At 67.2% G+C, this 26,016-nt stretch carries 22 protein-coding genes; 2 read left to right on the top strand and 20 right to left on the bottom strand.

What is annotated here, in order from left to right; translation table 11 throughout:
• Positions 1-5 precede the first annotated feature (5 nt).
• From ABIA65_RS23340 to mqo, 10 genes are read right to left on the bottom strand one after another with little or no spacing between them, the layout of a single operon-like run.
• Positions 6-1,748: a proline--tRNA ligase gene (locus ABIA65_RS23340; protein ID WP_241399655.1), complete on the bottom strand. Its 1,743-nt coding sequence runs from the start codon at positions 1,746-1,748 to the stop codon at positions 6-8.
• 49 nt (positions 1,749-1,797) lie between these two features.
• On the bottom strand, positions 1,798-2,484 hold the full coding sequence (locus ABIA65_RS23335; RefSeq protein ID WP_354525045.1) for a VOC family protein: 687 nt from the start codon (positions 2,482-2,484) through the stop codon (positions 1,798-1,800).
• Positions 2,481-3,962 (bottom strand): MFS transporter, encoded by a 1,482-nt coding sequence (locus ABIA65_RS23330; RefSeq protein ID WP_354525044.1) that lies wholly within the window; start codon positions 3,960-3,962, stop codon positions 2,481-2,483. The genes ABIA65_RS23335 and ABIA65_RS23330 overlap by 4 nt, the downstream gene beginning before the upstream one ends.
• 57 nt (positions 3,963-4,019) lie before the next feature.
• Positions 4,020-5,600, bottom strand: coding sequence for an MFS transporter (locus ABIA65_RS23325; protein ID WP_241399658.1), 1,581 nt, complete (start codon positions 5,598-5,600; stop codon positions 4,020-4,022).
• 22 nt (positions 5,601-5,622) lie between these two features.
• Positions 5,623-6,843: a uroporphyrinogen-III C-methyltransferase gene (gene cobA, locus ABIA65_RS23320; protein WP_241399659.1), complete on the bottom strand. Its 1,221-nt coding sequence runs from the start codon at positions 6,841-6,843 to the stop codon at positions 5,623-5,625.
• 19 nt (positions 6,844-6,862) lie between these two features.
• The gene (locus ABIA65_RS23315) at positions 6,863-8,239 is read right to left on the bottom strand and encodes a cobyrinic acid a,c-diamide synthase CobB (RefSeq protein ID WP_354525043.1); all 1,377 of its coding nucleotides are present in this window, start codon (positions 8,237-8,239) and stop codon (positions 6,863-6,865) included.
• Between the two features lie 30 nt (positions 8,240-8,269).
• A complete protein-coding gene (gene cobO, locus ABIA65_RS23310; RefSeq protein WP_354525042.1) occupies positions 8,270-8,884 on the bottom strand; it encodes a cob(I)yrinic acid a,c-diamide adenosyltransferase in 615 nt (204 codons plus the stop codon).
• Positions 8,885-8,905: 21 nt separating this feature from the next.
• Complete coding sequence (locus ABIA65_RS23305; protein ID WP_354525041.1) at positions 8,906-10,777, bottom strand: magnesium chelatase subunit D family protein; 1,872 nt, start codon at positions 10,775-10,777, stop codon at positions 8,906-8,908.
• A complete protein-coding gene (locus tag ABIA65_RS23300) occupies positions 10,767-11,231 on the bottom strand; it encodes a GNAT family N-acetyltransferase (RefSeq protein ID WP_241399663.1) in 465 nt (154 codons plus the stop codon). The genes ABIA65_RS23305 and ABIA65_RS23300 overlap by 11 nt, the downstream gene beginning before the upstream one ends.
• A 10-nt stretch (positions 11,232-11,241) precedes the next feature.
• Positions 11,242-12,768, bottom strand: coding sequence for a malate dehydrogenase (quinone) (gene mqo, locus ABIA65_RS23295; RefSeq protein WP_241399664.1), 1,527 nt, complete (start codon positions 12,766-12,768; stop codon positions 11,242-11,244).
• Between the two features lie 142 nt (positions 12,769-12,910).
• On the opposite strand from mqo, the gene ABIA65_RS23290 reads away from it, so the two are divergent.
• Both ABIA65_RS23290 and mtr read left to right on the top strand, forming a co-directional pair.
• Positions 12,911-13,954 carry an alpha/beta hydrolase gene (locus ABIA65_RS23290; protein WP_354525040.1) on the top strand — a complete coding sequence of 348 codons (1,044 nt, stop codon included), beginning with the start codon at positions 12,911-12,913 and terminating at the stop codon, positions 13,952-13,954.
• Positions 13,955-13,959: 5 nt separating this feature from the next.
• Positions 13,960-15,354 (top strand): mycothione reductase, encoded by a 1,395-nt coding sequence (mtr, locus tag ABIA65_RS23285; RefSeq protein WP_354525039.1) that lies wholly within the window; start codon positions 13,960-13,962, stop codon positions 15,352-15,354.
• Between the two features lie 9 nt (positions 15,355-15,363).
• Here mtr and ABIA65_RS23280 read toward each other — a convergent pair whose 3' ends face one another.
• The 10 genes from ABIA65_RS23280 to ABIA65_RS23235 all read right to left on the bottom strand — a co-directional run bounded on the left by ABIA65_RS23280 (position 15,364) and on the right by ABIA65_RS23235 (position 26,015).
• Positions 15,364-18,261, bottom strand: a complete 2,898-nt coding sequence (locus ABIA65_RS23280) for an MMPL/RND family transporter (protein WP_354525038.1) — start codon at positions 18,259-18,261, stop codon at positions 15,364-15,366.
• A complete protein-coding gene (locus ABIA65_RS23275) occupies positions 18,258-18,698 on the bottom strand; it encodes an MmpS family transport accessory protein (RefSeq protein ID WP_241399668.1) in 441 nt (146 codons plus the stop codon). Before ABIA65_RS23275 ends, ABIA65_RS23280 begins: the two co-directional genes overlap by 4 nt.
• Positions 18,695-19,093 (bottom strand): MarR family winged helix-turn-helix transcriptional regulator, encoded by a 399-nt coding sequence (locus ABIA65_RS23270; protein WP_241399669.1) that lies wholly within the window; start codon positions 19,091-19,093, stop codon positions 18,695-18,697. Before ABIA65_RS23270 ends, ABIA65_RS23275 begins: the two co-directional genes overlap by 4 nt.
• Before the next feature lie 439 nt (positions 19,094-19,532).
• Entirely contained in the window at positions 19,533-20,648 is a 1,116-nt protein-coding gene (nicT, locus tag ABIA65_RS23265; RefSeq protein WP_241399670.1) for a Nickel transporter NicT, read from the bottom strand.
• 89 nt (positions 20,649-20,737) lie between these two features.
• Entirely contained in the window at positions 20,738-21,058 is a 321-nt protein-coding gene (locus ABIA65_RS23260; RefSeq protein ID WP_241399671.1) for an ArsR/SmtB family transcription factor, read from the bottom strand.
• Between the two features lie 9 nt (positions 21,059-21,067).
• Positions 21,068-21,787 carry a FadR/GntR family transcriptional regulator gene (locus tag ABIA65_RS23255; protein WP_241399672.1) on the bottom strand — a complete coding sequence of 240 codons (720 nt, stop codon included), beginning with the start codon at positions 21,785-21,787 and terminating at the stop codon, positions 21,068-21,070.
• 4 nt (positions 21,788-21,791) lie between these two features.
• Complete coding sequence (locus ABIA65_RS23250) at positions 21,792-22,565, bottom strand: 3-oxoacyl-ACP reductase (RefSeq protein WP_241399673.1); 774 nt, start codon at positions 22,563-22,565, stop codon at positions 21,792-21,794.
• A complete protein-coding gene (locus ABIA65_RS23245) occupies positions 22,566-23,930 on the bottom strand; it encodes an aldehyde dehydrogenase family protein (protein WP_354525037.1) in 1,365 nt (454 codons plus the stop codon). It lies immediately after the preceding gene.
• Complete coding sequence (locus ABIA65_RS23240; protein WP_354525036.1) at positions 23,927-24,685, bottom strand: gamma-glutamyl-gamma-aminobutyrate hydrolase family protein; 759 nt, start codon at positions 24,683-24,685, stop codon at positions 23,927-23,929. Before ABIA65_RS23240 ends, ABIA65_RS23245 begins: the two co-directional genes overlap by 4 nt.
• The gene (locus ABIA65_RS23235) at positions 24,666-26,015 is read right to left on the bottom strand and encodes a glutamine synthetase family protein (RefSeq protein WP_354525210.1); all 1,350 of its coding nucleotides are present in this window, start codon (positions 26,013-26,015) and stop codon (positions 24,666-24,668) included. Before ABIA65_RS23235 ends, ABIA65_RS23240 begins: the two co-directional genes overlap by 20 nt.
• Position 26,016: the final 1 nt, after the last annotated feature.

Raw genomic sequence — 26,016 nt, 5'->3', positions numbered from 1 at the left:
AGTGCCTACGCGATGGCCTCGGCGATCGTCGCGGCAGCCGAGTCGACCGGAATCTCGCGGTTCTCACCGGTGAACCGGTTGCGCAACTCGACCACGCCGTCGGCCCACCCGCGGCCGACCACGACGAGCCACGGCACCCCGAGCAGTTCAGCGTCCTTGAACTTCACGCCGGGTGAGGCCTTGCGATCGTCAAGAAGCACCTCGAGCCCGAGCCGATCCAGTGCACCGGCCAGTTCCGTCGCGCCAGTCCTGGCGTCGTCGTCCTTGTTGGCGATCACCACGTAGGCGTCGAACGGCGAGACCGCACTGGGCCACCGCAGGCCGAGATCGTCGTGGTGCTGCTCGGCGATGACGGCGACCAGGCGCGACACCCCGACACCGTAGGAGCCCATGGTCAGGCGCACCGGCTTGCCGTCCTCACCGAGCACGTCGGCGGTGAAGGCGTCGGTGTACTTGCGGCCGAGCTGGAAGATGTGACCGATCTCGATACCGCGCGCCGACACCAGCGGGCCCCTGCCGTCGGGCGAGAGGTCGCCGTCGCGGACCTCGGCCGCCTCGATGGTGCCGTCGGGCGTGAAATCGCGGCCGACCACCAGGTCCAGAACGTGCTTGCCCTGCTCGTCGGCCCCGGTGAGCCACGCCGTGCCGTCCACGACCCGCGGATCGACCAGATAGCGAACACCGTTGGCCAGCAAGCCCTTCGGGCCGATGTAACCCTTCACCAGGAACGGGTGCTTGGCGAAGTCGGCATCACCGAGCATCACGTACTCCGCCGGCTCGAGAGCCGCACCAAGCCGCTTGTCGTCGACTTCGCGGTCACCCGGGACGCCGACGGCCAGAAGCTCCCACTCACCGCCGGGCTCACGGACCTTCATCATCACGTTCTTCAACGTGTCCGCCGCGGTGAACTCACGGCCCAGGCCCGCGCCGTTGGCCCAGTCGACGAGCGTGGCGATGGTCGGCGTGTCACCGGTGTCGTGGACGACCGCTTCGGGCAGCCCGTCGAACGGGATCGGCGCGGGCGGCGTGGTGATCACGGCCTCGACGTTGGCGGCGTAACCCGATTCCACGCAGCGCACGTAGGTGTCCTCGCCGACCTCACTCTCGGCCAGGAACTCCTCGGACGCGCTGCCACCCATCGCGCCAGAGACCGCCGACACGATCACGTACTGCACGCCCAGACGCGCGAAGATCCTCTGGTAGGCCTCGCGATGGGCGTGGTAGGCGTCCTTCAGTCCACCCTCGTCGACGTCGAACGAGTACGAGTCCTTCATCACGAACTCGCGGCCACGCAGGATGCCCGCACGCGGACGCGCCTCATCGCGGAACTTGGTCTGGATCTGGTAGAGCCGCAGCGGGAAGTCCTTGTACGAGGAGTACTCCCCCTTCACCGTCAGCGTGAAGAGTTCCTCGTGGGTGGGCCCGAGCGCGTAGTCGTTACGGCGACGGTCCTGCAGCCGGAACAGGTTGGGCCCGTACTCGGTCCACCGGTTCGTCTTCTCGTAGGGCGCGCGCGGTACCAGCGCCGGGAGCAGGATCTCCTGTCCCCCAATGGCGTTCATCTCGCTGCGGATGATCGCCTCGATCTTGCGCAGCACGCGCAGCCCGAGCGGCAGCCAGCTGTACAGCCCGGGACCGACGGGCCGGACATAGCCGGCGCGGATCAGCAGTTTGTGGCTGGGCACCTCGGCGTCGGCGGGGTCGTCTCGGAGGGTGCGAAGGAACAGCTCGGACATGCGGGTGATCACAGCCGACAACCTTAGCGATGTCCGGTGTGGCCACTGCTCGTCGCGTCCGTCAGTCCCGCCCCTGCCAGGTGCACACGCACACCTCGTTACCCTCCGGATCGGCCAGCACCCAGAATGCGGGCGCCGCATCGGCGCTGACCAGCGTGCCGCCGGAGGCCAGCGCGGCGGCGATCCGCGGCTGGGCCACCTCGGGTGCGACATCGACGTCGATGTGGATCCGATTGCGTTGGGGACGCGGGGCGTCCATCTGCTGAAACCAGATGGTCGGCCCGCGTCGCAGCGGGTCACACAGGGCGCCCTCCGGCAGATCGACCGGCGCAGCTTCGTCGATATAGCCGGTCACGGCCTGCCAGAACGGCCGGATCCTGGGAATGTCGAGCGCGTCGATGGCGATCTCGATCGCCTGTGGCGTCACCGACCCCTCGCCGGGGCGGGTGTCCAGGGACCGTTCGGCCAGGCCGGCCGTGATGCGTGGCGCCAGCGCCAGGTCGTGGTCGGTGACCCGGCCGGCAGCGAGGGTCTGCAGGTGCAGCACGATCCGGTCGGCGTGCAGATCGACGCGCAGGTGCCCGTCTGCGTCATCGCTGACGGCGTCTACCGCGGTGGCGGCGGCCTGCACCGCGGCGGGCAGCGACGGCACAGCCACGTGGGTGGTGAGCACACCGAGGATCAGCCGCCAGCCCAGCGGATCGGCGATCTGGGATATCTGGCCGCGGGTCGGCATCGCGTCGCTCACAGTTCGCCCGCCTCGACCGCTTCACGGGTGTGCTGCGCGCGGGCGATGTCGCGGGCGGAGAAGCCGATCCAGAACGCGGCAACACCCACCAGGATCGCGACCCCCGCCACCCACAGCAGCGAATAGGTGTAGCCCTGTCCCAGCGCGTCGAGTTGGGCAGGCGTCATGTTCTTCACCGGTCCGGTGGTGCCGCCGAGGTAGAGCGTGCGGGAGGTCTGCACGGCCATGATGACGACCAGCACGAGGGGCCCACCGAGGTTCTGCACCATGAGCGTGATCGCCGCAACCGGCCCGATCTCGCTCGGTCCGACACCTGCGACGGCGCACAGCGGCAGGATCACCGAGATGATGCCGATTCCGAAGCCGCCCACCACGATCGGCCCGAACAGGTCCGGGAAGTACGGGATGTCGCGGGTCAGCGTGGAGCCGTAGAGCATGGCCGCCAGAACGAACAGGCCGCCGCCGATTATGAGCCAGCGGGGCGCGAACAATGGCGCCAACCTGGTGGCCAGCACGTTGCCGACGCCGACCGCCGCCGCGAACGGCAGGAAGCAGATCCCGGCCCGCAACGCGGAGTACCCGAGGACGTCTTGAGCCAGCAGGCCGACCATCACCGTCACGGTCAGCAACACCCCGCCGCCGAGGAACCACGCGGCGAACGTCGCCACCCGGTTGCGGTCGTTGAACACCGAGAACGGCACCAGCGGGTTGTCGGCGGTGCGTTCCACCACGAAGAACGCGACGAAGAAGCACACCGAGGCCACCGCGGCGCCGATCACCCACGGGTCGACCCAGCCGCGCGGTGGGCCCTGGGTGAAGACCAGGACGGCCGAGGTGCAGCCGAGGGTGGCCAGCAGCGTGCCCGTGATGTCGAGTTTGAGCCGCTCGTGGGTGGTCTCGGCGATCTGAAACACCGCAATCGCGATGATGACGATGCCGATCGGCACGTTGATCAGGAACGCGAGCCGCCAGGAGATGACGGTGAACAGGCCACCGAGCACCAGGCCGAGGACAGACCCGCAGGCCTGCATGCCCGCCGACACCGCCATGGCCTGATTGCGCGCGCGGCCCACAGCGTAGGTGGTGGCGATCAGTGCCAGCCCCGTCGGCGCCGCGACAGCCGCCCCGATTCCCTGCAGTGCACGCGCGGCGATCAACGTGTACTCGTCGTTGGCCAGCCCGCACACGAGCGACGCGATGGTGAACACGCCGACACCCGACAGGAAGGCCCGCTTGTGCCCGATCGCGTCACCGACGCGACCACCAAGCAGCAGCAGACCGCCGAACGCCAGGACGTAGGCCGTGATGACCCAGCTCTTGCCCGCGTCGGAGAGGTTGAGGTCGGCCTGCATCTGGGGCAACGCGACGATGACGATGGTGCCGTCGAGCGTCGACATCAGCTGCATGCCGGTGATCGCGATGATGGCTGTGCCGAGCACCGACGAGGACAGCGGTGCGGTACTGCGCTCGGCAGACATGCTTTGCGACACTACCGATTGGTGACGGCACCCATTGGTGACAACGCCGTGGTCGAGTTAGATCTCTCCGGCGTCGAGGGCGTCTTTGGCCTCCTGGGCATGCGCGACCTGCTCAGCGGTGTAGCCGATGAACAGAGCCACCGCGCCGACCACGACGGCGACGGCAGCCACCCACAGCAGGCCGTAGGTGTAGCCCTGGTCCAGCGCGTGCAGCTGCGCGGCGTCCATGTTCTTCACCGGACCGGTGGTTCCGCCCAGGTAGAGCGTGCGCGACGTGATGACGGCCTGAATGATCGCAAGCACGACGGGTCCGCCGAGGTTCTGCAGCATCAGGGCGATGGCCGATACCGGACCGATCTCGTCGAAGCCGACGCCCGCGATGGCCGAGATCATGAGCGGCACCACGATCATGCCGATGCCGAGACCACCGACGGTGATCGGGATAACCAGGTTCGGGAAGTAGGGGATGTCGCCGTGCAACGTCGAGCCGTAGATCATCGCCGCCAGCACCAGCACGCCGCCCGCAATCACCAGCACCCGCGGCGGGAACCGCGAGGCCAGGAACGAGGACAACCCGAGTCCGATGCCCAGCGCGATGACGAAGGGAATGAAGCCGATACCGGCGCGCAGGGCGCTGTAGCCCATGACGTCCTGGACATACAGGCCGATCAGCACCGTCAGCGTGAACATCACGCCGCCGGCCAGGAACACCGCCGCGAACGTGGCGACCCGGTTGCGGTCACGGAACAGACTGAACGGGACGACGGGGTTGACCGCATTGCGCTCGACGTAGACGAAGGCGGTGAAGAACACCAGCGCCGCCAAGCCGGAACCGAGCGTGAGGGCCGACGACCAGCCTTTCTCGGGCCCCATCGAGAAGCCGAAGACGGCGGCCGTACAGGCGAGTGTCGCCAGGATGGCGCCCGCGGCGTCCAGCTTCATCCGCTCGCGGTTCGTCTCGCGCAGCGTCTTGCGCGCCAGGTAGATCATGACCAGGCCGATGGGCACGTTGACCAGGAACGCCCAGCGCCAGGACACCTCGGTCAGTGCGCCGCCGACGACGAGGCCCATCACCGACCCGACGCCGGTCATCGCGGCGAACACCGCGGTGGCCGTGTTGCGCGCCGGACCCTTGGGGAACGTGGTGGCGATCAGCGCCAGGCCCGTCGGCGAGGCGATCGCCGCGCCGACACCCTGCAGCAGACGCGCGAGGACCAGAGTGGACTCGTCCCACGCGATACCGCACAGGACCGAGGCGATGGTGAAGAGGCCGACGCCCACGATGAAGGTGCGCTTGCGGCCGATGGTGTCGCCGAGGCGGCCACCGAGCAGCATCAGGCCGCCGAACGTCAGCACGTAGGCGGTGATCACCCAGCTGCGGCCCGCGTCCGACAGGTTGAGCTCGTCCTGAATCTTAGGGAGCGCGACGATGGCGACGGTGCTGTCCATCGTTGCCAGCAGCTGCATGCCGCCGATCGCGATGACGGCGGCAAGGAACCGCTGAGATGGCAGCCAGGCTGGGTACCAGCTGCTTCGCTTCGTTTCATCGGCTTGCACGCGGACTGGAAGGGCCCGCTTGCTGGCGCCTTCGGCGTCGTTTCGGGCCGCGGCGCGCTCTTCATCGCTGAGAGCGGTCATACCGGGTTACCTTACAGTAATCTTAAGAACCCTTTATCTGACGAAAGGCCGCGACGGACCCGATCACGATGATCGCGGGAGGTCGGATGCCCTCGGCGCGGATCTCCTCGCCCGCGGCCGCCAGGGTGGTGCGCAGGGTCCGCTGTGAGGCCGTGGTGCCGTGTTGTACGACGATCACCGGCGTATCCGCTGGTCGGCCGCCTTCCAACAACACCTTCGCGAATAGCTCGATGCGCTCGACGGCCATCAGCAGCACGATCGTGCCGGACAGCGAGGCCAGCGCATTCCAATTCACTAACGATTCCGGATGGTCTGGTGCGAGATGCCCACTGACCACCACGAATTCGTGGTTGACGGCCCTGTGGGTGACCGGAACACCGGCCAATGCGGGCACCGCTATGGCACTCGTCACACCGGGCACGACCGACACGGGAACCCCCGCCTCGGTGCACGCCAGGACCTCCTCATAGCCCCGCGCGAACACGAACGGATCGCCGCCCTTGAGCCGGACGACGAACTTGCCCGCCCTGGCGCGGTCGATGAGGACCGCGTTGATGGCGTCCTGCGCCATGGCCCTGCCGTACGGGATCTTCGCGGCGTCGATGACCTCGACGTGGGGCGCGAGTTCGGCCAGCAACTCCGGAGGCGCGAGGCGATCGGCGACCACGACGTCGGCCTGTGCGAGCAGTCTGCGGCCCCGCACGGTGATGAGTTCGGGGTCCCCGGGGCCACCGCCGACCAACGCGACCGTTCCGCGCATCGCCTCGGTGACCTCGTCGGTGAGCACGCCGCTCTGCAGGGCCTCGTGGATGGCGTTGCGGATCGCCGCCGAGCGGCGGTGATCGCCGCCGGCCAGCACTCCGACCGACAGCCCCTCGTACTCGAAGGAGGCGGGTGTCACGGCCGTGCCGTCGCGCGCGGCGTCGGCGCGGACGCAGAACACGTGCCCGCGCTCGGCCTCGGCGACGACGGCCGCGTTGACCTCCGCGTCGTCGGTGGCGGCGATGGCGTACCAGGCGCCGTCGAGATCACCGTCGCGGTAGTCGCGCACCTCCAGCGTGATGCCGGGCTGCTGGTCGACAAGGGCCTCGACGGCGGGCGTCACGGCCCGGGCGACGACGTGGACGTCGGCGCCGTTGGCCAACAGAAGGGGCAACCGGCGCTGGGCGACAGTGCCGCCGCCGACCACGACCACCTTCCGGCCGGACAGTCGGAGTCCGACGAGATAGGCGTTATCAGTCACGTTGCTCCTCGCGTGCGCGTCACCCGGCGAGCTTAGAGGCTGCCGCCGCGGCCACGAAGCGGGTCACCGCCAATGGATGCGCCGCGGCATGGGTGTGCAGATAGGCGGCATGAACTCCGGCGCGCACCGCACCGTCGGTGGCGGTGGCCCCGCGCGCCTGGACACCCGTCCGAAATACCCACGCGGGGTCGTAGTCTCGGGCGAACGTCACCTTCGTGCGGTGGAACTCGTGGCCCACGACGCGTGCACCGGTCGGGTGCACCGACGAGTCAGACGTCGCGACGGCATCGCGATAGCCGATGGTGAGCTTGTCGGTGAACCGCGCCGTCCCCGCCAGCACGCCGCACATCGGGGTGCCGTCCAGGTCGTCGACGAGGTAGACCAGCCCGGCACACTCCGCATGAACAGGAGCACCCGCTGCTGCGAGGGCCGAGATCTGCCCTCGCACAACGTCGTTGGCGGAAAGCTCGGCGGTGAACTGCTCCGGGAAGCCGCCAGGCAGCACCAGCGCGTCGACGGCGCTCGGGAGTGGGTCGAGCAGCGGATCGAACTCGACCACCTCTGCACCGGAGGCTGTCAGCAGCTCGATGTGTTCGGGGTAGCCGAAGCTGAACGCGCGGCCCGCGGCCACCGCCACGACGACCCCGCCGGTCACGGGTTCGGCGACCACCGGATCCCATGGCGCATCCGGTACGTGCGATCGGGCGGCGGCGAGCACCGCGCCCGTGTCGACGTGCCGGGCCACCAATTCGGTCATCGCCTCGACCGCGCGCCGTGCCAGCGCTCCGTGCTCGACAGCCGTCACGAGGCCCAGATGCCGTGACGGAACCGACAGTTCGTCGGCGCGTGGGATGGCGCCGAACACGTGCACCCCGGCCTGATCGCAGGCCTGGCGCAGCACCTCCTCGTGGCGCGGTGAGCCAACCCGGTTGAGGATCACGCCCGCGATGCGGACGGTCTCGTCGAACGTCGAGAACCCGTGCAGCAGCGCCCCGATGCTGTGACTCTGGCCACGCGCGTCGACGACCAGCACCACCGGCGCACCCAGCAGGCCCGCGACATGGGCGGTGGATCCGCGGGCCGCACCGGCCCAGGCCGGGTCGATTCGGCCGTCGAAAAGCCCCATCACGCCCTCGACGACGGCGACGTCGGCGCCAGCGGCACCGTGCCGGTACAGCGGACCGATCAGCGAGTCCCCCACCAGCACCGGATCGAGGTTGCGCCCCGGTAGACCGGTGGCCAGCGCGTGGTAACCGGGGTCGATGAAGTCGGGTCCGACCTTGAAGGGTGCGACGCGCTGCCCGGCTCGCCGCAACGCGCCCATCAGTCCGGTGGCCACGGTGGTCTTACCGCTGCCCGATGACGGCGCCGCGATGACGACGGCGGGAGCACTCACCACACTGGCCCACTCACCACACTGGCCCACTCACCACTCAATGCCCCGCTGGCCCTTGCGGCCGCTGTCCATCGGATGCTTCACCTTGGTCATCTCGGTGACGAGGTCAGCGGCGTCCACAAGCCGCTGTGGGGCGTCCCGGCCGGTGATGACGACGTGCTGGGTACCCGTGCGGGCGGCCAGAACCTCGATGACCTCGTCGGTGTCGATCCACCCCCACTTCAGCGGATAGGTGAACTCGTCGAGGACGTAGAACCCGTGCCGTTCCTCGGCGAGCCTGCGGGTGATCTCGGCCCAGCCATCGGCTGCGGCGGCGGCATGGTCGACCTCGGATCCCTGCTTACGCGACCAGGACCAACCCGAACCCATCTTGTGCCACTGCACCGGACCGCCCACGCCGCGCTCGTCGTGCAGGCGGCCGAGTTCGGCGAAGGCGGCCTCCTCGCCGACCTTCCACTTGGCGCTCTTGACGAACTGGAACACGCCGATGTCGAACCCCTGGTTCCACGCTCGCAGCGCCATCCCGAACGCCGCGGTGGACTTTCCCTTGCCGGGGCCGGTGTGCACCGCGAGCAGCGGGGCGTTGCGGCGGGCCTTGGTGGTCAACCCGTCGGCGGGCACCTCGATCGGTTGGCCCTGTGGCATCAGCGTCTCCCTACCGGTCGTTCAGGCGGCGAGTTCGGTCCCGGCCGTGACCAGCCGGGTGAGCGAATCGGCGCGCAGGTGTGCAAGGCGCACCGCGGGCGCACCCAGTTGTCGGGCGAGTTCGTCGGCCAATCCCAGTCGCACGTAGGACGTCTCGCAGTCGACCACGACACACGCGGTGCCCTCGGCGGCCAGCAGCCCCGCGGCGGCCCGACTGCGACCCAACGGATCGGCTCCCCCGGTGGCGCGGCCGTCGGTGAGGACCACCACCAGGGCACGCCGGGCACGGTCGCGCGCCTTCTCCCGCACGACGAGATCGCGGGCGGTGAGCAGACCCTGGGCCAGCGGCGTCTTACCGCCGGTGTCGAAGTTGGCCAGGCGACGGCTCGCGATGTGCACCGACGACGTCGGCGGCAGCACGACATGAGCCTGCTGGCCCCGGAACGTGATCACCGCGACCTTGTCGCGACGCTGGTAGGCATCGCGCAGCAGCGACAGCGTCGCGCCACCGACGGCTGCCATCCGGTCGCGCGCTGCCATCGAACCGGAGGCATCGACCACGAAGATCACCAGGTTGCCCTCGCGGCCCTCACGGATCGCACGCCGCACATCGTCGGGCGATACCGACATCCGCCCCGCGCCCGATTGATGACCCGCCGCGGCCAGCAGCGTGCCGAACAGGTGCACGCCGTGACCGGCTAGAGGATCCTCGGTGGCCGCCACCGTCGTACCGGTGCGGTTGCGCGCCCGTGAACGTCGGCCCGGGGCACCCTCACCGACGCCGGGTACCACCAGTGCCTTGGTCTTGAACGTCGACGACGCCGGCGCGTTCGGACGCGATCCCGACGACCCCGGCCGAGTCGAATTGCCTTCCACGGGAGGCTCTCCCGCCGAGGGCTCGGATGCGCCACCACCGCCGGGCGGGTCGGGATCGGGTTCGGGGTCAGACTCGGGGGCATCCGCCGATTCACCGGCCTGGGTCATGGCCTCATCGAGCACATCGGGGTCTAGACCCGGATCGTCGAACGGATCGCGACGACGCCGGTGCGGCAGCGCGAGTTCGGCTGCCACGCGAACATCCTGTTCCTCCACGGCGCAAGAGCCCCGCCATGCCGCGTGCGCCACCGCAGTGCGGGCGACCACCAGATCGGCGCGCATCCCGTCCACGTCGAACGCCGCGCACAGCGCTGCGATGCGACGCAGTTCACTGTCCGGCAGAACGACATCGGCGACCGACGCGCGGGCCTCGGCAATGGATTTGGCGAGCTGCGCGTCCTCGTCGGCATAGCGCGACGCGAATTCCGCCGGGTCGGCCTCGAAGTCCATCCGGCGCCGAATCACCTCGACGCGAACGTCGACGTCGCGCGAGGCGCGCACGTCGACCGTCAGCCCGAACCTGTCGAGCAACTGCGGACGCAGTTCTCCCTCTTCGGGATTCATGGTGCCCACCAACATGAACCGCGCATCGTGACTGTGCGAGACGCCGTCCCGCTCGACATGCACCCGACCCATCGCCGCGGCGTCGAGCAGCACGTCCACGAGGTGGTCATGCAGCAGGTTGACCTCATCGACGTAGAGGACTCCACCGTGCGCCCGGGCCAGCAGACCCGGCGAGAACGCGTGCTCGCCGTCGCGCAGAACCCGTTGCAGGTCCAGCGAACCCACGACACGGTCCTCGGTGGCTCCGATCGGCAACTCGACCAGCCTGGCGTCATCGTCGATCGCGGACAGCACGTCGGCGAGCGCCCGCACCGCCGTCGACTTCGCGGTGCCCTTCTCCCCGCGAATCAGCACGCCGCCGATCTCGGGTCGCACCGCGCAGAGCACCAGCGCGAGTCGCAGGCGGTCCTGGCCCACCAAGGCACTAAACGGGTAACCGGGTTCAGCCGCCATGGGAACCACCACTGCGCAACATCGGAACGTGCGGGATACCGTCGTCGAGGAACTCGTCACCGTCACGGACGAATCCGTGCTTGGCGTACATCTCCTCGAGGTAAATCTGTGCGTTGATGCGGCAAGGGTAGTCGCCGACCTCGGCGAGCGCGGCCTGCATCAGACGGCTGGTGTGTCCGTGCCCGCGTTCGGCGCGCTTGGTGCACACCCGACCGATGCGGAACTCCTTCTCACCGCCCGGGTGCTCCTCCATCAGCCGCAGCGTCGAGACCACGCGGCCGTCGGTGTCCTCCAGCCAGAAGTGCCGTGTCTCGGCCAGCAGGTCGCGGCCGTCGAGTTCTGGATACGGCGTGGCCTGCTCGACGACGAACACCTCGACGCGAAGCTTGAGCAGTTCGTACAGCGTTGCCGCGTCGAGGTCCTTGGCCCAACTGCGCCTCGGAGCGATCGTCACGTGGTGACCATCACGCCGACGCCGCGGCCTGGACTGCGGCGATCTGTGCCTTGGGCTCGTCGAGCTTGAGCACCTTTGTGCCCCAGTCCCAGACCTCTTGGTACAGCTTCGGCGCCCCCGAGAGCTCGGTACCGAAGGACGGCACCATCTCCTTGAGCTTGGGCCGCCATGTCTCGAAGCGATCCGGGAAGCAGCGCTCCATCACGTCGAACATCGCGGGCACGGCGGTCGATGCACCCGGCGACGCACCGAGCAGACCCGCGATGCTGCCGTCCTCGGCCGACAGCACCGTCGTGCCGAACTCCAGCACACCGCCTGCACCCTTCTTGCGGATCACCTGGACGCGCTGGCCCGCCACATCGAGCTCCCAGTCCGAGGCCACCGCGCTCGGAGCGAACTCGCGCAGGTCCTTGACCCTGTCGTCCTCGCTGAGCAGAAGCTGGCTGACCAGGTACTTGACCAGGCTGACCTCGGTCAGACCGACACCGAGCATCGATGCCAGGTTGTTGGCCTTGACCGACAGCGGAAGATCGGTCACCTTGCCCTGCTTGAGGAACTTGGGCGACCAGCCCGCGAACGGTCCGAACAGCAGCCACGAGCGGCCGTTGATGACACGGGTGTCCAAGTGCGGCACCGACATCGGCGGGGCACCCAGCGGCGGAGCGCCGTACACCTTGGCCTGGTGACCGGCGGCCAGCACGGGGTTGTTGGTGCGCAGGAACTCGCCGCCGACGGGGAAGCCGCCAAATCCCTTGACTTCCTTGATGCCCGACTTCTGCAGCAGCGGCAGCGCGCCACCGCCCGCGCCCACGAACACGAACTTGGCGTTGATCTTCCGCTTGCTCCGAGTGCGCCGGTTGATCACACCGAGCGTCCACGTGCCGTCGGACTCCTTGTGCAGGTCGCGCACGTCGTGGCCGAACAGGGTCGTCATACCGCGCTGGGCGGTGTAGCCGATCAGTTGCCTTGACAGCGAACCGAAGTCGACGTCGGTGCCGGCCTGCGTCCAGTTCAGGGCGACGGGATCGGAGAAGTCCCGCTTGGCCGCCATCAGCGGAAGCCGGCGGGCGAACTCGTCGCGGTCGTCGATGAACTCCATGGTCGCGAACAGGGGGTTGGTGACCAGCGCCTCGCGACGATTGCGCAGATAGTCGACATTGCCTGCCCCGTGCACGAAGCTCACGTGCGGAATCGGGTTGAGGAAGCTGCGGACGTCGGGCAGCACACCGTTCTCGACGGCATACGCCCAGAACTGGCGTGACACCTGGAACTGCTCGTTGACGTGGACGGCCTTGGCGGTGTCGATCGTGCCGTCGGAGCGCTGCGGCGTGTAGTTCAGCTCACACAGTGCCGAGTGACCGGTGCCCGCGTTGTTCCACGGGTCGCTGCTCTCCGCGGCGGCGCCGTCGAGGCGTTCGATCAACGTGATCGACCAGTCGGGTTCCATCAGTCGGAGCAGCGCGCCGAGGGTGGCGCTCATGATGCCGGCGCCCACCAGTACGACGTCGGTCTTCGCTGTCTTGGCTGCCTCAGTCACCTGTTCTTCGGCCCTTCTTGATCGCGCACCCGTATCAATACGGCTCAGTAACCACTAGGTTATCCCGCCGCCCGCTGCTTCCCACCGCCCACCGGCCCTGCCGTACCCCGCGACGACACTCCCCGCGGCTAAGGTGGCTGTCGTGACACGGTGGGAGCCCGATGTGCTGCCCGGCTACTGGCAGCAGACCATTGCGCTCGGCATCGATCCCGATGGTGAGGGAGATCTCTTCGCCACGCTGGTGCGCCGCGGCGACGGGGGCACTGCGCGCCGAGCCGTCCTGGCGTTGCACGGCTACACCGACTACTTCTTCAACACCGAACTCGCCGACCGTTTCGCCGAGCGTGACTTCACCTTCTACGCCCTCGACCTGCACAAGTGCGGCCGATCATGGCGCACCGGGCAGACCCCGCACTTCACCACCGACCTGGCCAGCTACGACACCGAACTGCTCCGTGCACTCGACGCCATCGCGACCGACACGGGCGGGGCACAGGTGTGCGTGTACGGGCACTCGGCGGGTGGTCTGATCGCCTCGCTGTTCCTCGACCGCGTTCGCCAGCGGGGTGCGTCCACCGATGTCGACGGGTTGGTGCTCAACAGCCCGTTCTTCGATCTGCACGGGCCTGCGATCCTGCGGTCGGCACCCACATCGGCCGCGCTCGCCGCGCTGGCCCGCTGGCGGAAGCTGCACGTGATCCGCAAACCGACCGAGGGCGGGTACGGAACGAGCCTGCACCGCGATTACGCGGGCGAGTTCGACTACGACCTGGAGTGGAAACCACTCGGCGGCTTCCCTGTCACGTTGGGGTGGATCAACGCGGTCCGTCGCGGTCAGGCCCGGCTGCACCGCGGCCTCGACGTCGGCGTCCCGAACCTGATTCTGCGCTCGGGCCACAGCGTTGCCGAGGCTCCCGATCCCGAGGCAATCCAGCGCGGTGACGCCGTCCTGGACGTCACGCAGATCGCACGGTGGGCCGGCTGCGTCGGAAACCACACCACCGTCGCGCCCATCGCCGACGCCAAACACGATGTGTTTCTCTCGCTGGCGCAGCCACGCGCTGCCGCCTATCGCGAGCTGGACCGATGGCTGCAGCGTTTCCTCGACACCAGCTACGACCACACAGACGACGACCGACCCGACGGAACCATCTCTCCCCCCTGCACTCAAACCGGACAAGGCTGATACGCGTGGAGCACTACGACCTGACCATCATCGGAACCGGTTCTGGCAACAGCATTCCCGATCCCGCCGCCGACCCGCGCTACGCCGATATGCGGATCGCGATATGCGAGCAGGGCACGTTCGGCGGCACCTGCCTCAACGTCGGCTGCATCCCCACCAAGATGTTCGTGTACGCCGCCGAGGTGGCCCAGACCATCCGGCACGCAAAGGTTTACGGTATCGACGCGACCATCGACGGTGTGCGGTGGCGGGATATCGTGTCGCGGGTCTTCAGCCGCATCGATCCGATCGCCGAGGGCGGCGAAGACTACAAACGCAGTCTGGCAGGCGTCGACTTGTACCGCAGCCACACGCGGTTCGGACCCACCCAGCCCGACGGCCGGTACACATTGCGCACCGAGGCGGGTGAGGAGTTCACCTCGGACAAGGTGGTGATCGCCGCGGGCTCGCGCATCAATGTTCCACCGGCCATCATCGATTGCGGCGTCGACTACCAGACCAGCGACACCGTCATGCGGATCCCGGAACTGCCCGAACATCTGGTGATAGTCGGCGGCGGGTTTGTCGCCGCGGAGTTCGCGCACGTGTTCTCCGCGCTCGGAGTGCAGGTGACCATCGTGGTGCGCGGCGACGGCCTGCTCACCCACTGCGACGAGACGCTGTGTCACCGGTTCACCGATCTCGCGAAGGCGAAGTGGAACGTGCGCACGCACGAGAACATCGTCGGCGCACATCACGACGGGGACAGCATCGTCCTGGAACTCGATGACGGTGACACGATCACCGCCGACATGCTCCTGGTCGCCACCGGGCGGATCGCCAACGGCGATCTGCTCGACGCCGACCTTGCCGGTGTGGCAGTCGACGAGAACGGCATGGTGGTGGTCGACGAGTACCAGCGGACCACCGCGCCTGGCATCTTCGCACTCGGTGACGTGTCGTCGGCCTACCAGCTCAAGCACGTCGCCAACCACGAGATGCGGGTGGTGCGACGCAATCTGCTCCTCGACTGGGACGACACCGCGTCGATGGTCGCCTCCGATCACCGCTTCGTTCCGTCGGCGGTGTTCACCGACCCCCAGATCGCCACGGTCGGACTCACCGAGGCGCAGGCCCGTGAACAGGGCTTCGATATCGCGGTCAAGGTGCAGAACTACGGCGACACCGCCTACGGCTGGGCCATGGAGGACAAGACCGGGATCGCCAAGGTGATCGCCGACCGCTCGACCGGCCTGATTCTGGGCGCGCACCTGATGGGTTACCAGGCGTCCTCGCTCATCCAGCCGCTCATCCAGGCGATGAGCCTGGGCCAGACGGCCGAAGAGGTCGCCAAGGGCCAGTACTGGATTCACCCGGCGCTGTCCGAGGTCGTCGAGAACGCGCTGCTCGGCCTCGACTAGCTCCCGCGCCTACGCCTGCACCGGAAGTGCCGCCGTGTCCGCGTCTTCGCTGGGAGGCGGCGGCGACTTCCGAAAGTGGTTGTCACCCCGCGGATACACGACCTGCGGCCACCAGAACCACCGGCCCAACAGTGTCGCGATCGACGGCATCAGCAGCGAACGCACGATGAACGTGTCGACCAACAGTCCGATGGCGATCGTGGAACCCATCTGGGCCAGCACGATCAGCTCGCTGCCCATCATTCCCGCCATCGTGGCCGCGAACACCAGCCCGGCTGAGGTGACCACGCCGCCCGTACCCGCCATGGACCGGATGATGCCGGTCTTGAGGCCCGCGTGGATCTCCTCCTTGAATCGCGAGACCAGCAGCAGGTTGTAGTCCGATCCCACCGCCAGCAGGATGATGACGGACATCAGCATGACGAGCCACTGCACCTGGATACCGAACAGGTCCTGCCAGATCAGCACCGAGATACCGAATGACGCGGCAATCGAGCTGGCCGCCGTGCCGACGATGACCAGCGATGCCACCGCACTTCGGGTCAGGATGAGCATGATCATGAAGATCAGCGTCAGCGACGACACCACGGCGATCATGAGGTCGTACCTGGCGCCGTCCGACATGTCCTTGTAGGTCGCCGCCACCCCGCCGAGGTAGATCTTCGCGTCCGACAGCGACGTCATCTTCAAGGCATCCTGCGCGGCCTTGCGAATCGAGTCGATCCGGCTGATTCCCTCAGTTGTCGCGGGATCGGTCTCGTGCGTGATGAACATCCGCGCCGACTTGCCGTCCGGTGACATGAACATCTTCAGCCCGCGCTCGAAGTCGGGGTTCTGGAACGCCTCCGGGGGCAGATAGAACAGGTCGTCGTTCTTTGCATCGTCGAACGCCGCACCCATCGCCAAGGCGGTGTCGTTGCTCGCCTCCAACTGATCGAGCAGCGCCTTCTGCGAATTGTATGACGCCAGCGACAGGTCTCTACTGGTCTTCATCGCCGCGATCGTCTGCGGCAGGAGTGCCGTCAACTGAGGAGCCAGCGCCGCCAACTGGTCGGTGTTGCCCTGCACCGCTCCCGTCGCGTCAGTCAGTTCGCTGATCCCGTCGAGGGAATCGAACAGCGACCTCGCCGCAGCACACAGCGGGATGTCGAAACAGTGCGGCTCCCAGTAGAAGTAGTTCCGCATCGGCCGGAACTGGTCATCGAAGTTCGCGATGTTGTCTCGTACCTTCGCGGTGATCGCGAGCAGGTCCTGCGACTTGGCCGCCGAGTCCTGCGTGAGTGCGGTCTGCTTGAGCGAGAGTTGGTACTGCTCCTCCAAGATGTCGATCGACACCTGCGTTGCGTCAGCCATTTTGAGCGTGTTGGCCAGCTGGTCCCGCTGGAACGGCAGGTTCATATTGTTCGTCTGACCCTGAACACTGGTCTGGAACGGAATTGAGCTGTGCTGGATCGGAATCCCAAGCGGCCGGGTGATGTTCTGCACCATGGCGATGCCCTCGGTGTGCATGACGTTGCGTGCCACCGCGTTCAGCACCAGCATGTCGGCGGGGTTCCGCATGTCGTGATCGGCGTTGACCATCAGGATGTCCGGGTTCATCCGGGCTTGCGAGAAGTGCCGGTCGGCGGCGGCGAAGCCGACGTTCGTCGGAGCGTCCTGCGGCAGGTAGTAGCGGTCGTTATAGGCCGGCTTGTATCCCGGAATTGCCACAAGGCCGATCAGCACCACGAAGAGGCTCGCCACGAAGATGGGTGCGGGCCAGCGGACCACGGCGGTGCCAATACGCCGCCAAAACCGGCTCTGGGGAGGGCGTTTGGATTCGTACAGCCCAATCCTGCTGCCGAGATAGAGGACGGCCGGCCCGAGCGTGACGGCGATCGCCACGACCACGATCATGCCGATCGCGACCGGTGCGCCCATGGTGCTGAAATAGGGCAGCCGCGCGAAGCTCAGGCAGAAGGTGGCCCCGGCGATGGTCAGACCCGAGCCCACGATGATGGGAGCTACCGACTTGATCGTGGTGTAGTAGGCGTCGTCGCGGTCCTCCCCCATACCGCGTGCCTCGCGGTAGCGGCCGAACAGGAAGATGCCGTAGTCGGTGGCCGCCGCGATCGCCAACATCGTGAGGATGTTGCCCGCGAACGTCGTCAGTCCGAACGCGCCATGACTGGCCAGTACCGCCACGACGCCGCGCGCCGTCAGCAGTCCGAGGAACGTGAGGAACAGCTGGATGAGCGTTGTGACGATCGAGCGGTAGACGACCAGCAGCATGCCTGCGATCGCAACAAGGGTGAGCAGCGTAATCGTGGCCAGGCTGGCGTTGCCGATGACGTGCAGGTCGTCGGTGAGCGATGCCGGTCCCGCGACGTAGGCCTGCACGCCTGGGGGTGCAGTCGTCTCGGCGATGACCTTGCGAACGGCCTGAACGCCCTCGTTGGCCAGGGTTTGCCCCTGCTCGCCGGCCAGGTTCAGCATCACGTAGGAGGCCTTGCCGTCGGCGCTCTGCGCGCCGGCCGCCGTCAACGTGTCGCCCCAGAAGTCCTGGATGTGCTGGATGTGTTCGGGGTCCTGGCGCAGCTTGCGGATGATCTCGTCGTAGTACTGGTGAGCATCGGGGCCGAGCGCCTGTTCGCCCTCGATGACCACCATGATCGTGCTGTTGGAGTCGAACTCGCCGAAGTTGGCGCCCATCAGCTTCATGGCCTTCATCGACGGCGCGTCCTCGGGGGCCATCGGCGCCGAATGGAGCTCACCGACGACCTCGAGCTGAGGCGCGACAACGTTCACCGTGACGGCAAAGGCGATCCAGAACAGGATTATCGGCACAGCAAGGATGCGCAGCGCGTGCGCGAAGAGTGGCCGCTTGTGTTGGTCGGCAGCGGTGGCCGGGGGCGCGGTATGGGTCATGCCGACTTCACCAGGCAGTAGGTCTGGGCATTGACCCCATTGGCTGATTTCTCCTCACGGACAACTCCGTTCACTGTGACGCGGCAACCGATCTCGTCGCCGTCGCTGCGCGCCATGAGATTGGCGCTGACCGTCGGCAACGTCGTCGACAATGTGACCGACCAGGGCAACGGCACGGTGACCAGATGCACATTCGCGTCAGGATCGAAGTAACTGATTTGGGCCGTGGTTCCTGGCGGGCCGTACACGTCGTAGACCATGACCTTCGGGTTGAACTGCACGATTTCGATGCCGGCACCTGCGTTGGCGTTCAGATCCTCGGAGGCGAACATCCCGTGCAAACGGGAGACGACAAGACCGGAGATCGCCAGAACGACGACCAGGACCAACGGGATCCACAGCTTTTTCAACGCACGGCCAATCGGAACGCGTCTCACTTGGCCACCTTCGGGTCGAATTCGGCCGCGACATCACCTGTGGCGCAGTCAGCCTCGGCGGTCAAGCGAACCAGGACGGGATATGCGACCCGCGCGGCAAGCCACAACGCGTTCTCCTCCTCGGGCGACAGCGTCGCCAACAACTCGGCGAGGCGGGCCCTACGGACTCGCTTCCGGTCGTCCAGAACCTCTCGACCATGCTCAGTGAGGCCGATGAGGGCAGCGCGCCCGTCCGCGGGGTCGGCGAACCGGGTCACCAGATCCTGTCGTTCCAGCCGTTGGACCAGCTGCGTCATCGACGGTTGGCTGATCCCCTCCCTGGCGGCCAACGCCGTCAACCGAATCGGGCCCTCTCGGTTGACCCTGTTCATCGCGAACGCTGCGGACGTGCTCAATTCGGCACGGTCGGTGAGGAATCGAGCTGTCAGGTCCACCGACTGATCAAGAAGCTCGCCGACACAATCGCTGGCTCGCCCAGCGGACGGCGAATTTTGCATACCGTACCTATATCACGCGCACTATGTAGCAACAATGCGGACCTGGGTCCAGCACATCACAGCAACTTCACAGAAACACTTGCTCCCGTTGTGGTTTCAGGATGGCCCGCAGGTCGCCGGGCGGGCCCCGGCCAGTCCCCCACCCTGTGCCCGCCCGCGCCAGGATCGCGACCCCGACCCGGGCACGAAATATTTGAATGCGTTGCCACACACCCAATCTCATGGACTCGGAGCCGTGGGCAGCGCCTGGCGCGACCACCGTGGCCAGCCAGTCCGCCTCGGCCACTCGGGGATCTACATAGTGTGCGTTATGTGAATCCTGGCGCCACGACCCCGGCTAGGTGACGGGCGGGCTCCACCGTTCCTCGACCCGACCGAAGTGCCAGACGGCCAAGGCGATCAGCCAGGCCACGACGAACAGCCCGACGATCATGAAGCCGACCACCTCGAGGTCGGCTGACCCGACGAACGCCAATGGCCCGGTCTCGACGCCGAGACGATCGGCCAGCAGTCCCGCCAGGACGATGACGCCGATGACGAGTGCGACGAGCACCGACAGCACTGTCACAGTCAGGTTGTAGTAGACCTTGCGGACCGGTTTGAGGAACGCCCAGCCGTAGGCGCGTGCCATGAAGATGCCGTCGAGCGCGTCGAAGAGGCTCATACCCGCCGCGAACAGGACCGGCAGCACGAGGATGGCGTACCAGGGCAACGTGAATGCCGCCGTGCCCGCCGCCAGCACCAGCAGCGCCACCTGAGTGGCGGTGTCGAAGCCCAGACCCATCAGGAGACCGACCGGGTAGAGGTGCCACGGCTTGTCGACGCGCCGCATCACCCGGCCGAGTAACCGGGCCAGGAAGCCGCGGCTGTGCAACTGCCGTTCGAGTTCGGCCTCGTCGAACTCGCCGGTGCGCATGGTGCGCAGTACCTTGGCGATACCGAACACGGCGAACAGATTGGTGAGGCCGATCAGAATGAGGAACGTCCCGGCGACCAGGGACCCGATGAGTCCGAGGGTCTGCAGCATCGGGGAACCCTCGTCCTGCACCGGACCGACGAGAGCGCGCACGCCGAGAGCGAGCAGCAGCGCCAGACCGAACACGACGCTGGAGTGTCCGAGGGAGAACCAGAATCCGGCGCTGAGCGAGCGCTTGCCCTCGCCGACCAGTTTCCGGGTGGTGTTGTCGATGACGGCGATGTGATCGGCGTCGAAGGCGTGGCGCACTCCGAGCAGGTAGGCCGTCACCCCGAGGCCGACGCCGAACACTCCCGCCGATCCGAGCGTGATGTGTTGCGGTGCAACGGCCAGGACCAGCACGCCCCATCCGACGACATGCAGCAGCAGGACGACGGCGCCGATCACAGCGATCGACGTCCAGTCCGCCCGCTGGAAGCGCGGTGTCGCGGATGATTCGCTCGATGTGGAGTTGACTGCGCTGACCCGGGCGCTCATCAATCCGACCCTAGGACCATGCACCACATCTGTCTAGGTGAACAGATGACATCACCCGCCACCCCGCCCGCCAAATCAGATCGGGCGTCTCAGCCGTGACGCGCACCGATCCAATGCAGCAGGTCGTGCACGATTTCGTCATCGAGCCGGTACGCCACCGAACGGCCCACCCGGGTACTGGTCACCCAGCCCTGTTCGCGCAGCACCCGAAGGGCCTGCGACACGGCGTTCTCTGACCTTCCCAGCGCGGCAGCGAGATCGCTGACGCATATGCCCGGCGCGCGGTGCAGGCTGAGCAGGATCTCCAGGCGGTGCGGGTCGGACAACAGATCGAAACGCTGTGCCCAGCCGCCGGTGTCGACGTCGGCCAGCGCCGACGAGGCCCGCTTGACCACGGTCCGATCCGCCACACCTGCAATTTAGTCCAGGAAACCGTGCAGCAGGGCTGCCGAGCCCCAGACGTGGGCGGTCATCACCTCCGCGGCTCGCTCACCGTCACCGGCCAGGATGGCCATCACGATGGCCTCGTGCTGTTCGTCGGAGTGGACGATGTTGCGGGCCAGCAGCGGGATCTGGTCAAGCAGTTCGTTGAGGCGCATCCGGTTGTCTGCGACCAGCGGCACGACCGACGGCGTCCCCGCCGCCTCGGCGATCGCCAGATGCAGCCGCGAGTCGAGCCTGCGGTAGTCCTCGGGTTCGGCGTCACGGACGTCGGCCAGCCGGGTCCACAACGTCTCGCGCTCGGTGGCGGTGAGCGTTCGACTCGCCGCCATCCGCGCCGCGCCCACCTCGAGGATCTCGCGAAGCCGCAGGGCATCGTCGATGTCGGCGCGACTGAACCGGATGCCCTCCGCGCTCGGCGAGGGCAGTTCCTCGGCCAGGAACGTGCCGCCGTACCGACCGCGCCGAGAGACGAGGTAGCCCGCCTCGGCGAGCGACTTGATGGCCTCGCGGACGGTGTCGCGGCTGACGCCAAGCCGAACGGCGAGCTCACGTTCCGGGGGCAGGGATTCGCCGGGCGCCAGCAGACCGAGCCTTATGGTCTCCAGCAGCCGACCCACCGTGTCTTCGAACGCATTACCCAGCCGCACCGGGCGCAGCAGCGTCTCAGACCTGGGCAGCGGATCGGGATCGGTCATGGTGCTAGAGCGGCGTCACGTAGTGACCACTGATGCCACCGTCGACGAGGAAGCTCGACGCGGTGATGAACGAGGCGTCGTCGCTGGCAAGGAATGCGACAGCGGCGGCGAGTTCCTCGGGTTCGGCGAACCGCCCGACCGGAACGTGCACCAGTCGACGAGCGGCCCGCTCGGGGTCCTTGGCGAAGAGTTCCTGCAGCAGCGGGGTGTTCACCGGCCCCGGGCACAGTGCGTTGACCCGGATACCCTGACGTGCGTACTGCACCCCGAGTTCGCGCGACATGGCCAGTACCCCGCCCTTGGACGCGGTGTAGGAGATCTGCGACGTCGCCGACCCCATCACCGCGACGAAAGACGCCGTGTTGATGATCGAGCCGCGCTGCTGCGGAACCATGTGCCGCAGTGCGGCCTTGCAGCAGAAGAACACCGACTTGAGGTTGATGTCCTGCACCCGGTCCCACGCGTCGATACCGGTGTTCTCGATCAGGTCGTCCTCCGGCGGGCTGATGCCGGCGTTGTTGAACGCGATGTCGACCCCACCGTGCACCTCGACCGCCGTGTCGAACAGTCGATCGACCGCGACCTGATCCGAGACGTCGACCTGTACGAAGGTGACGTTCAAGTCATCGGCGACAGACTTGCCTGTGGTCGCGTCGACGTCACCGATGACGACGATGGCCCCCTCGGCCCGCATGCGCTTGGCCGTCGCCAGTCCGATGCCGCTGGCGCCGCCGGTGATGACGGCGACCTTGTCCTTCAGTCGCTGGGTCAGGTCCATTCAGTTCTCTCCGATCGCGTAGAACACATTCTTGGTTTCGGTGAAGTGCAACGGTGCGTCCGGTCCCAGCTCGCGGCCCAGCCCCGACTGCTTGAAGCCGCCGAATGGCGTGCTGTATCGCACCGAGGAGTGCGAGTTCACGCTGAGGTTCCCGGCCTCGACGGCCCGCGACACCCGCACCGCGCGGGACAGGTTCTCGGTCCAGATCGAACCCGACAGACCATACGGGGTGTCGTTGGCCAGCTCGATGGCATCAGCCTCGTCGTCGAACGGCAGCACGGTGACCACCGGTCCAAAGATCTCCTCGGTGACGGTGCGGTCGTTGCGCTGCGGCGTCAGGACGGTCGGCGGGAACCAGTACCCCGGCCCCGTCGGCGCCGAACCGCGGAACGCCACGGGCGCATCGTCGGGAACATAGGCGGCGACGGACTCCCAGTGCGGCTTGGACACCAGGGGGCCCATCTCGGTCTCGCGGGCCGTGGGATCGCCGACGGCGACACCCTTCACCGCCGTCTCGAAGAGCTCCATGAAGCGGTCGTAGACGTTGCGCTGCACCAGGATCCGGCTGCGGGAGCAGCAGTCCTGGCCGGCGTTGTCGAAAACGCCGTAGGGCGCGGTGGCCGCCGCTCTCTCGAGATCGCAGTCATCGAACACGATGTTGGCACTCTTGCCACCGAGTTCCAGAGTGACCCGCTTGACCTGGGCTGCCGCGCCGGCCATCACTCGCGTACCCACCTCGGTGGAACCTGTGAAGACGATCTTGCGCACATCGGGGTGCGTGACGAACCGCTCCCCGATCACCGACCCGCGGCCGGTCAGCACCTGGAAGAGGTCTGGGTCCAACCCGGCCTCGGCAGCGAGCTCCGCGAGCCGGACGGTCGTGAGCGGCGTCCACTCGGCGGGTTTGACCAGGACGGCGTTACCCGCCGCCAGCGCGGGCGCGAAACCCCACGACGCGATCGTCATCGGAAAGTTCCACGGCGTGATGACCCCGACCACGCCGAGCGGCTCGTTGAACGTCACGTCGAGCCCACCGGCGACCGGTATCTGCTTGCCGGTCAGCCGCTCTGGGCTCGCTGAGTAGAACTGCAGGACGTCGCGGACGTGGCCGGCCTCCCACTCCGCGTTGCCTATGGGGTGGCCCGAGTTCGCCACCTCGAGCGCAGCGAGTTCGTCGACGTGCGCGTCGACGACGGCAGCGAAGGCACGCAGTCCCGCGGCGCGCTCGGCGGGAGCGGCCTTGGCCCAGGCCCTCTGGGCGACCTTGGCCCGGACGATCGCGTCGTCGGTGGCCTCGACGTCAAAGTGCTCGACGGTCTGCAGCACCTCCTCGGTCGCCGGGTTGATCACCTGGGTGGCCGTCATGCGTTCACTCTCCTCATCGAATACGTCTGGGCTGCCTCGACGACTCCCGCGAACAGCCGTAGGTCATCGAGTCGTTCCTCGGGATGCCACTGCACCGCGACAACCCACGAGTCCGGGTGGGCCGTCGTGTCGATCTCCACCGCCTCGATAACGCCGTCGACGGTATCCGAGGCGCTGACCACGAGGTCGCGGCCGAGCGTGGCGATCGCCTGGTGGTGGTAGCACTGGGCATCGATGGACTCACCGACCAGCCCAGCCACCCGGGTCCCGGGCACGGTCCTGATACTCGAGGTGGTGAACACGGCATTGCCCGCCTGGTGCCTGGTGTGTCCCACCACGTCGGGCAGATGCTGGTGCAGCGTACCGCCGAGCACCACGTTGAGAACCTGTGCGCCACGGCAGATTCCGAGGACCGGGAGACGGCGCGCCAGCGCGCCCCGCAGCAACGCGAACTCCCAGGCGTCCCGGTCGTCTGCCGGCTGGTCAGTCGTCGGATGCGGCGCGTGACCGTACGTGGCGGGGTCGACGTCGCGGCCTCCGGTGATGACGAGTCCGTCCAGACCGTCGAGCACCCGGCTTGCGATGTCGTCGTCGACGGGTTGCGGCGGCAGGAGTGCGGCGATGCCGCCGGCATTGGTGACGCCCTCGACGTAGATGGCGGGCAGGAAGCTCGCGCGCACGTCCCACACGCCGGTCTGCGCCTGCTGAAGATAGGTGGTGAGACCCAGAACCGGCCTAGAGACGTTCGAACCCACGGCGCCTCTCCCAATCGGTCACAGACGAGTTGAACGCCGCGAGTTCGACGCGCGCGTTGTTCAGGTAGTGGTCAACGACGTCGTCGCCGAACGCCGCGCGTGCCACAGAGGACGAGCCGAAGAGGTCGGCGGCCTCGGCCAGGGTCGTCGGAAGACGTTCTGCACCACTGGTGTACGCGTTGCCACTGCACTCCTCGCGAAGCTCGAGGCCCGCGTCGATGCCGTGCAGTCCGCCCGCGATCAGCGCCGCCACGGCCAGGTACTGATTGACATCACCTCCGGGCGCGCGGCACTCCATCCGCAGACCGCTGCCGTGTCCGACCACGCGCAGCGCGCAGGTGCGGTTGTCCAGGCCCCACGCGACGGCGGTGGGGGCGAAGCTTCCGTCAGCGAACCGCTTGTAGGAGTTGATGTTCGGTGCATAGAACAACGTGAGTTCGCGCAATGTGTCGAGTTGGCCCGCGATGAAGCTGCGAAACATCTTGGACATGCCATGCGGATCGGACTCGTCGGCGAACACCGCGTCGCCATCGGCGCCTCGAAACGAGATGTGAATGTGACAGCTGTTACCTTCGCGCTCATCGTATTTCGCCATGAATGTCAGACTCTTGCCGTGCTGATCGGCGATCTCCTTGGCACCGTTCTTGTAGATGGTGTGGTTGTCACACGTGACCAGCGCGTCGTCGTACCGGAACCCAATCTCCTGCTGCCCCAGGTTGCACTCGCCCTTGACACCCTCGCAGTACATGCCCGCGCCCTCCATGCCCAGGCGGATATCCCGCAGCAGCGGTTCCATCCGGGTCGAGGCGAGCATCGCGTAGTCGACGTTGTAGTCGGTGGCGGGCGTCAGGTTGCGGTAATCGGACTTCCAGGCGTCGCGATAGGTGTCGTCGAACACCATGAACTCGAGTTCGGTGGCGGCAATCGCACCCATGCCCCGCTCGGCGAGCCGGTCGAGCTGGGTGCGCAGGACCCTGCGCGGCGCCTGCTTCACCGTGGTGCCGTCAGTCCAGGACAGGTCGGCCATGACGAGCGCGCTGCCGGGCAGCCACGGCAGCAGCCGCAATGTCGAGAAGTCCGGTGTCATCACCATGTCGCCGTACCCGGTTTCCCAGCTGGAGATCGCGTACCCGTCGACGGTGTTGTTGTCGACATCGACGGCGAGCAGGTAGTTGCAGCACTCCGCGCCGTGCTCGGCGACCTCGTCGATGAACAGCCGCGCCGAGATGCGTTTACCGGTGAGCCGGCCCTGCATATCGGCGAATGCCACGACCACCGTGTCCACGTCACCGGCCGCGATGAGGCCCTCCAGCTCGGCTTGCGACAACATC

Origin of the sequence: Mycolicibacterium sp. 624 (assembly GCF_040548615.1) — a bacterium.
Classification (GTDB): Bacteria; Actinomycetota; Actinomycetes; order Mycobacteriales; family Mycobacteriaceae; genus Mycobacterium.
The sequence above is the reverse complement of the archived record's forward strand: the minus strand, read 5'-3'. Positions and strand labels throughout refer to the sequence as shown.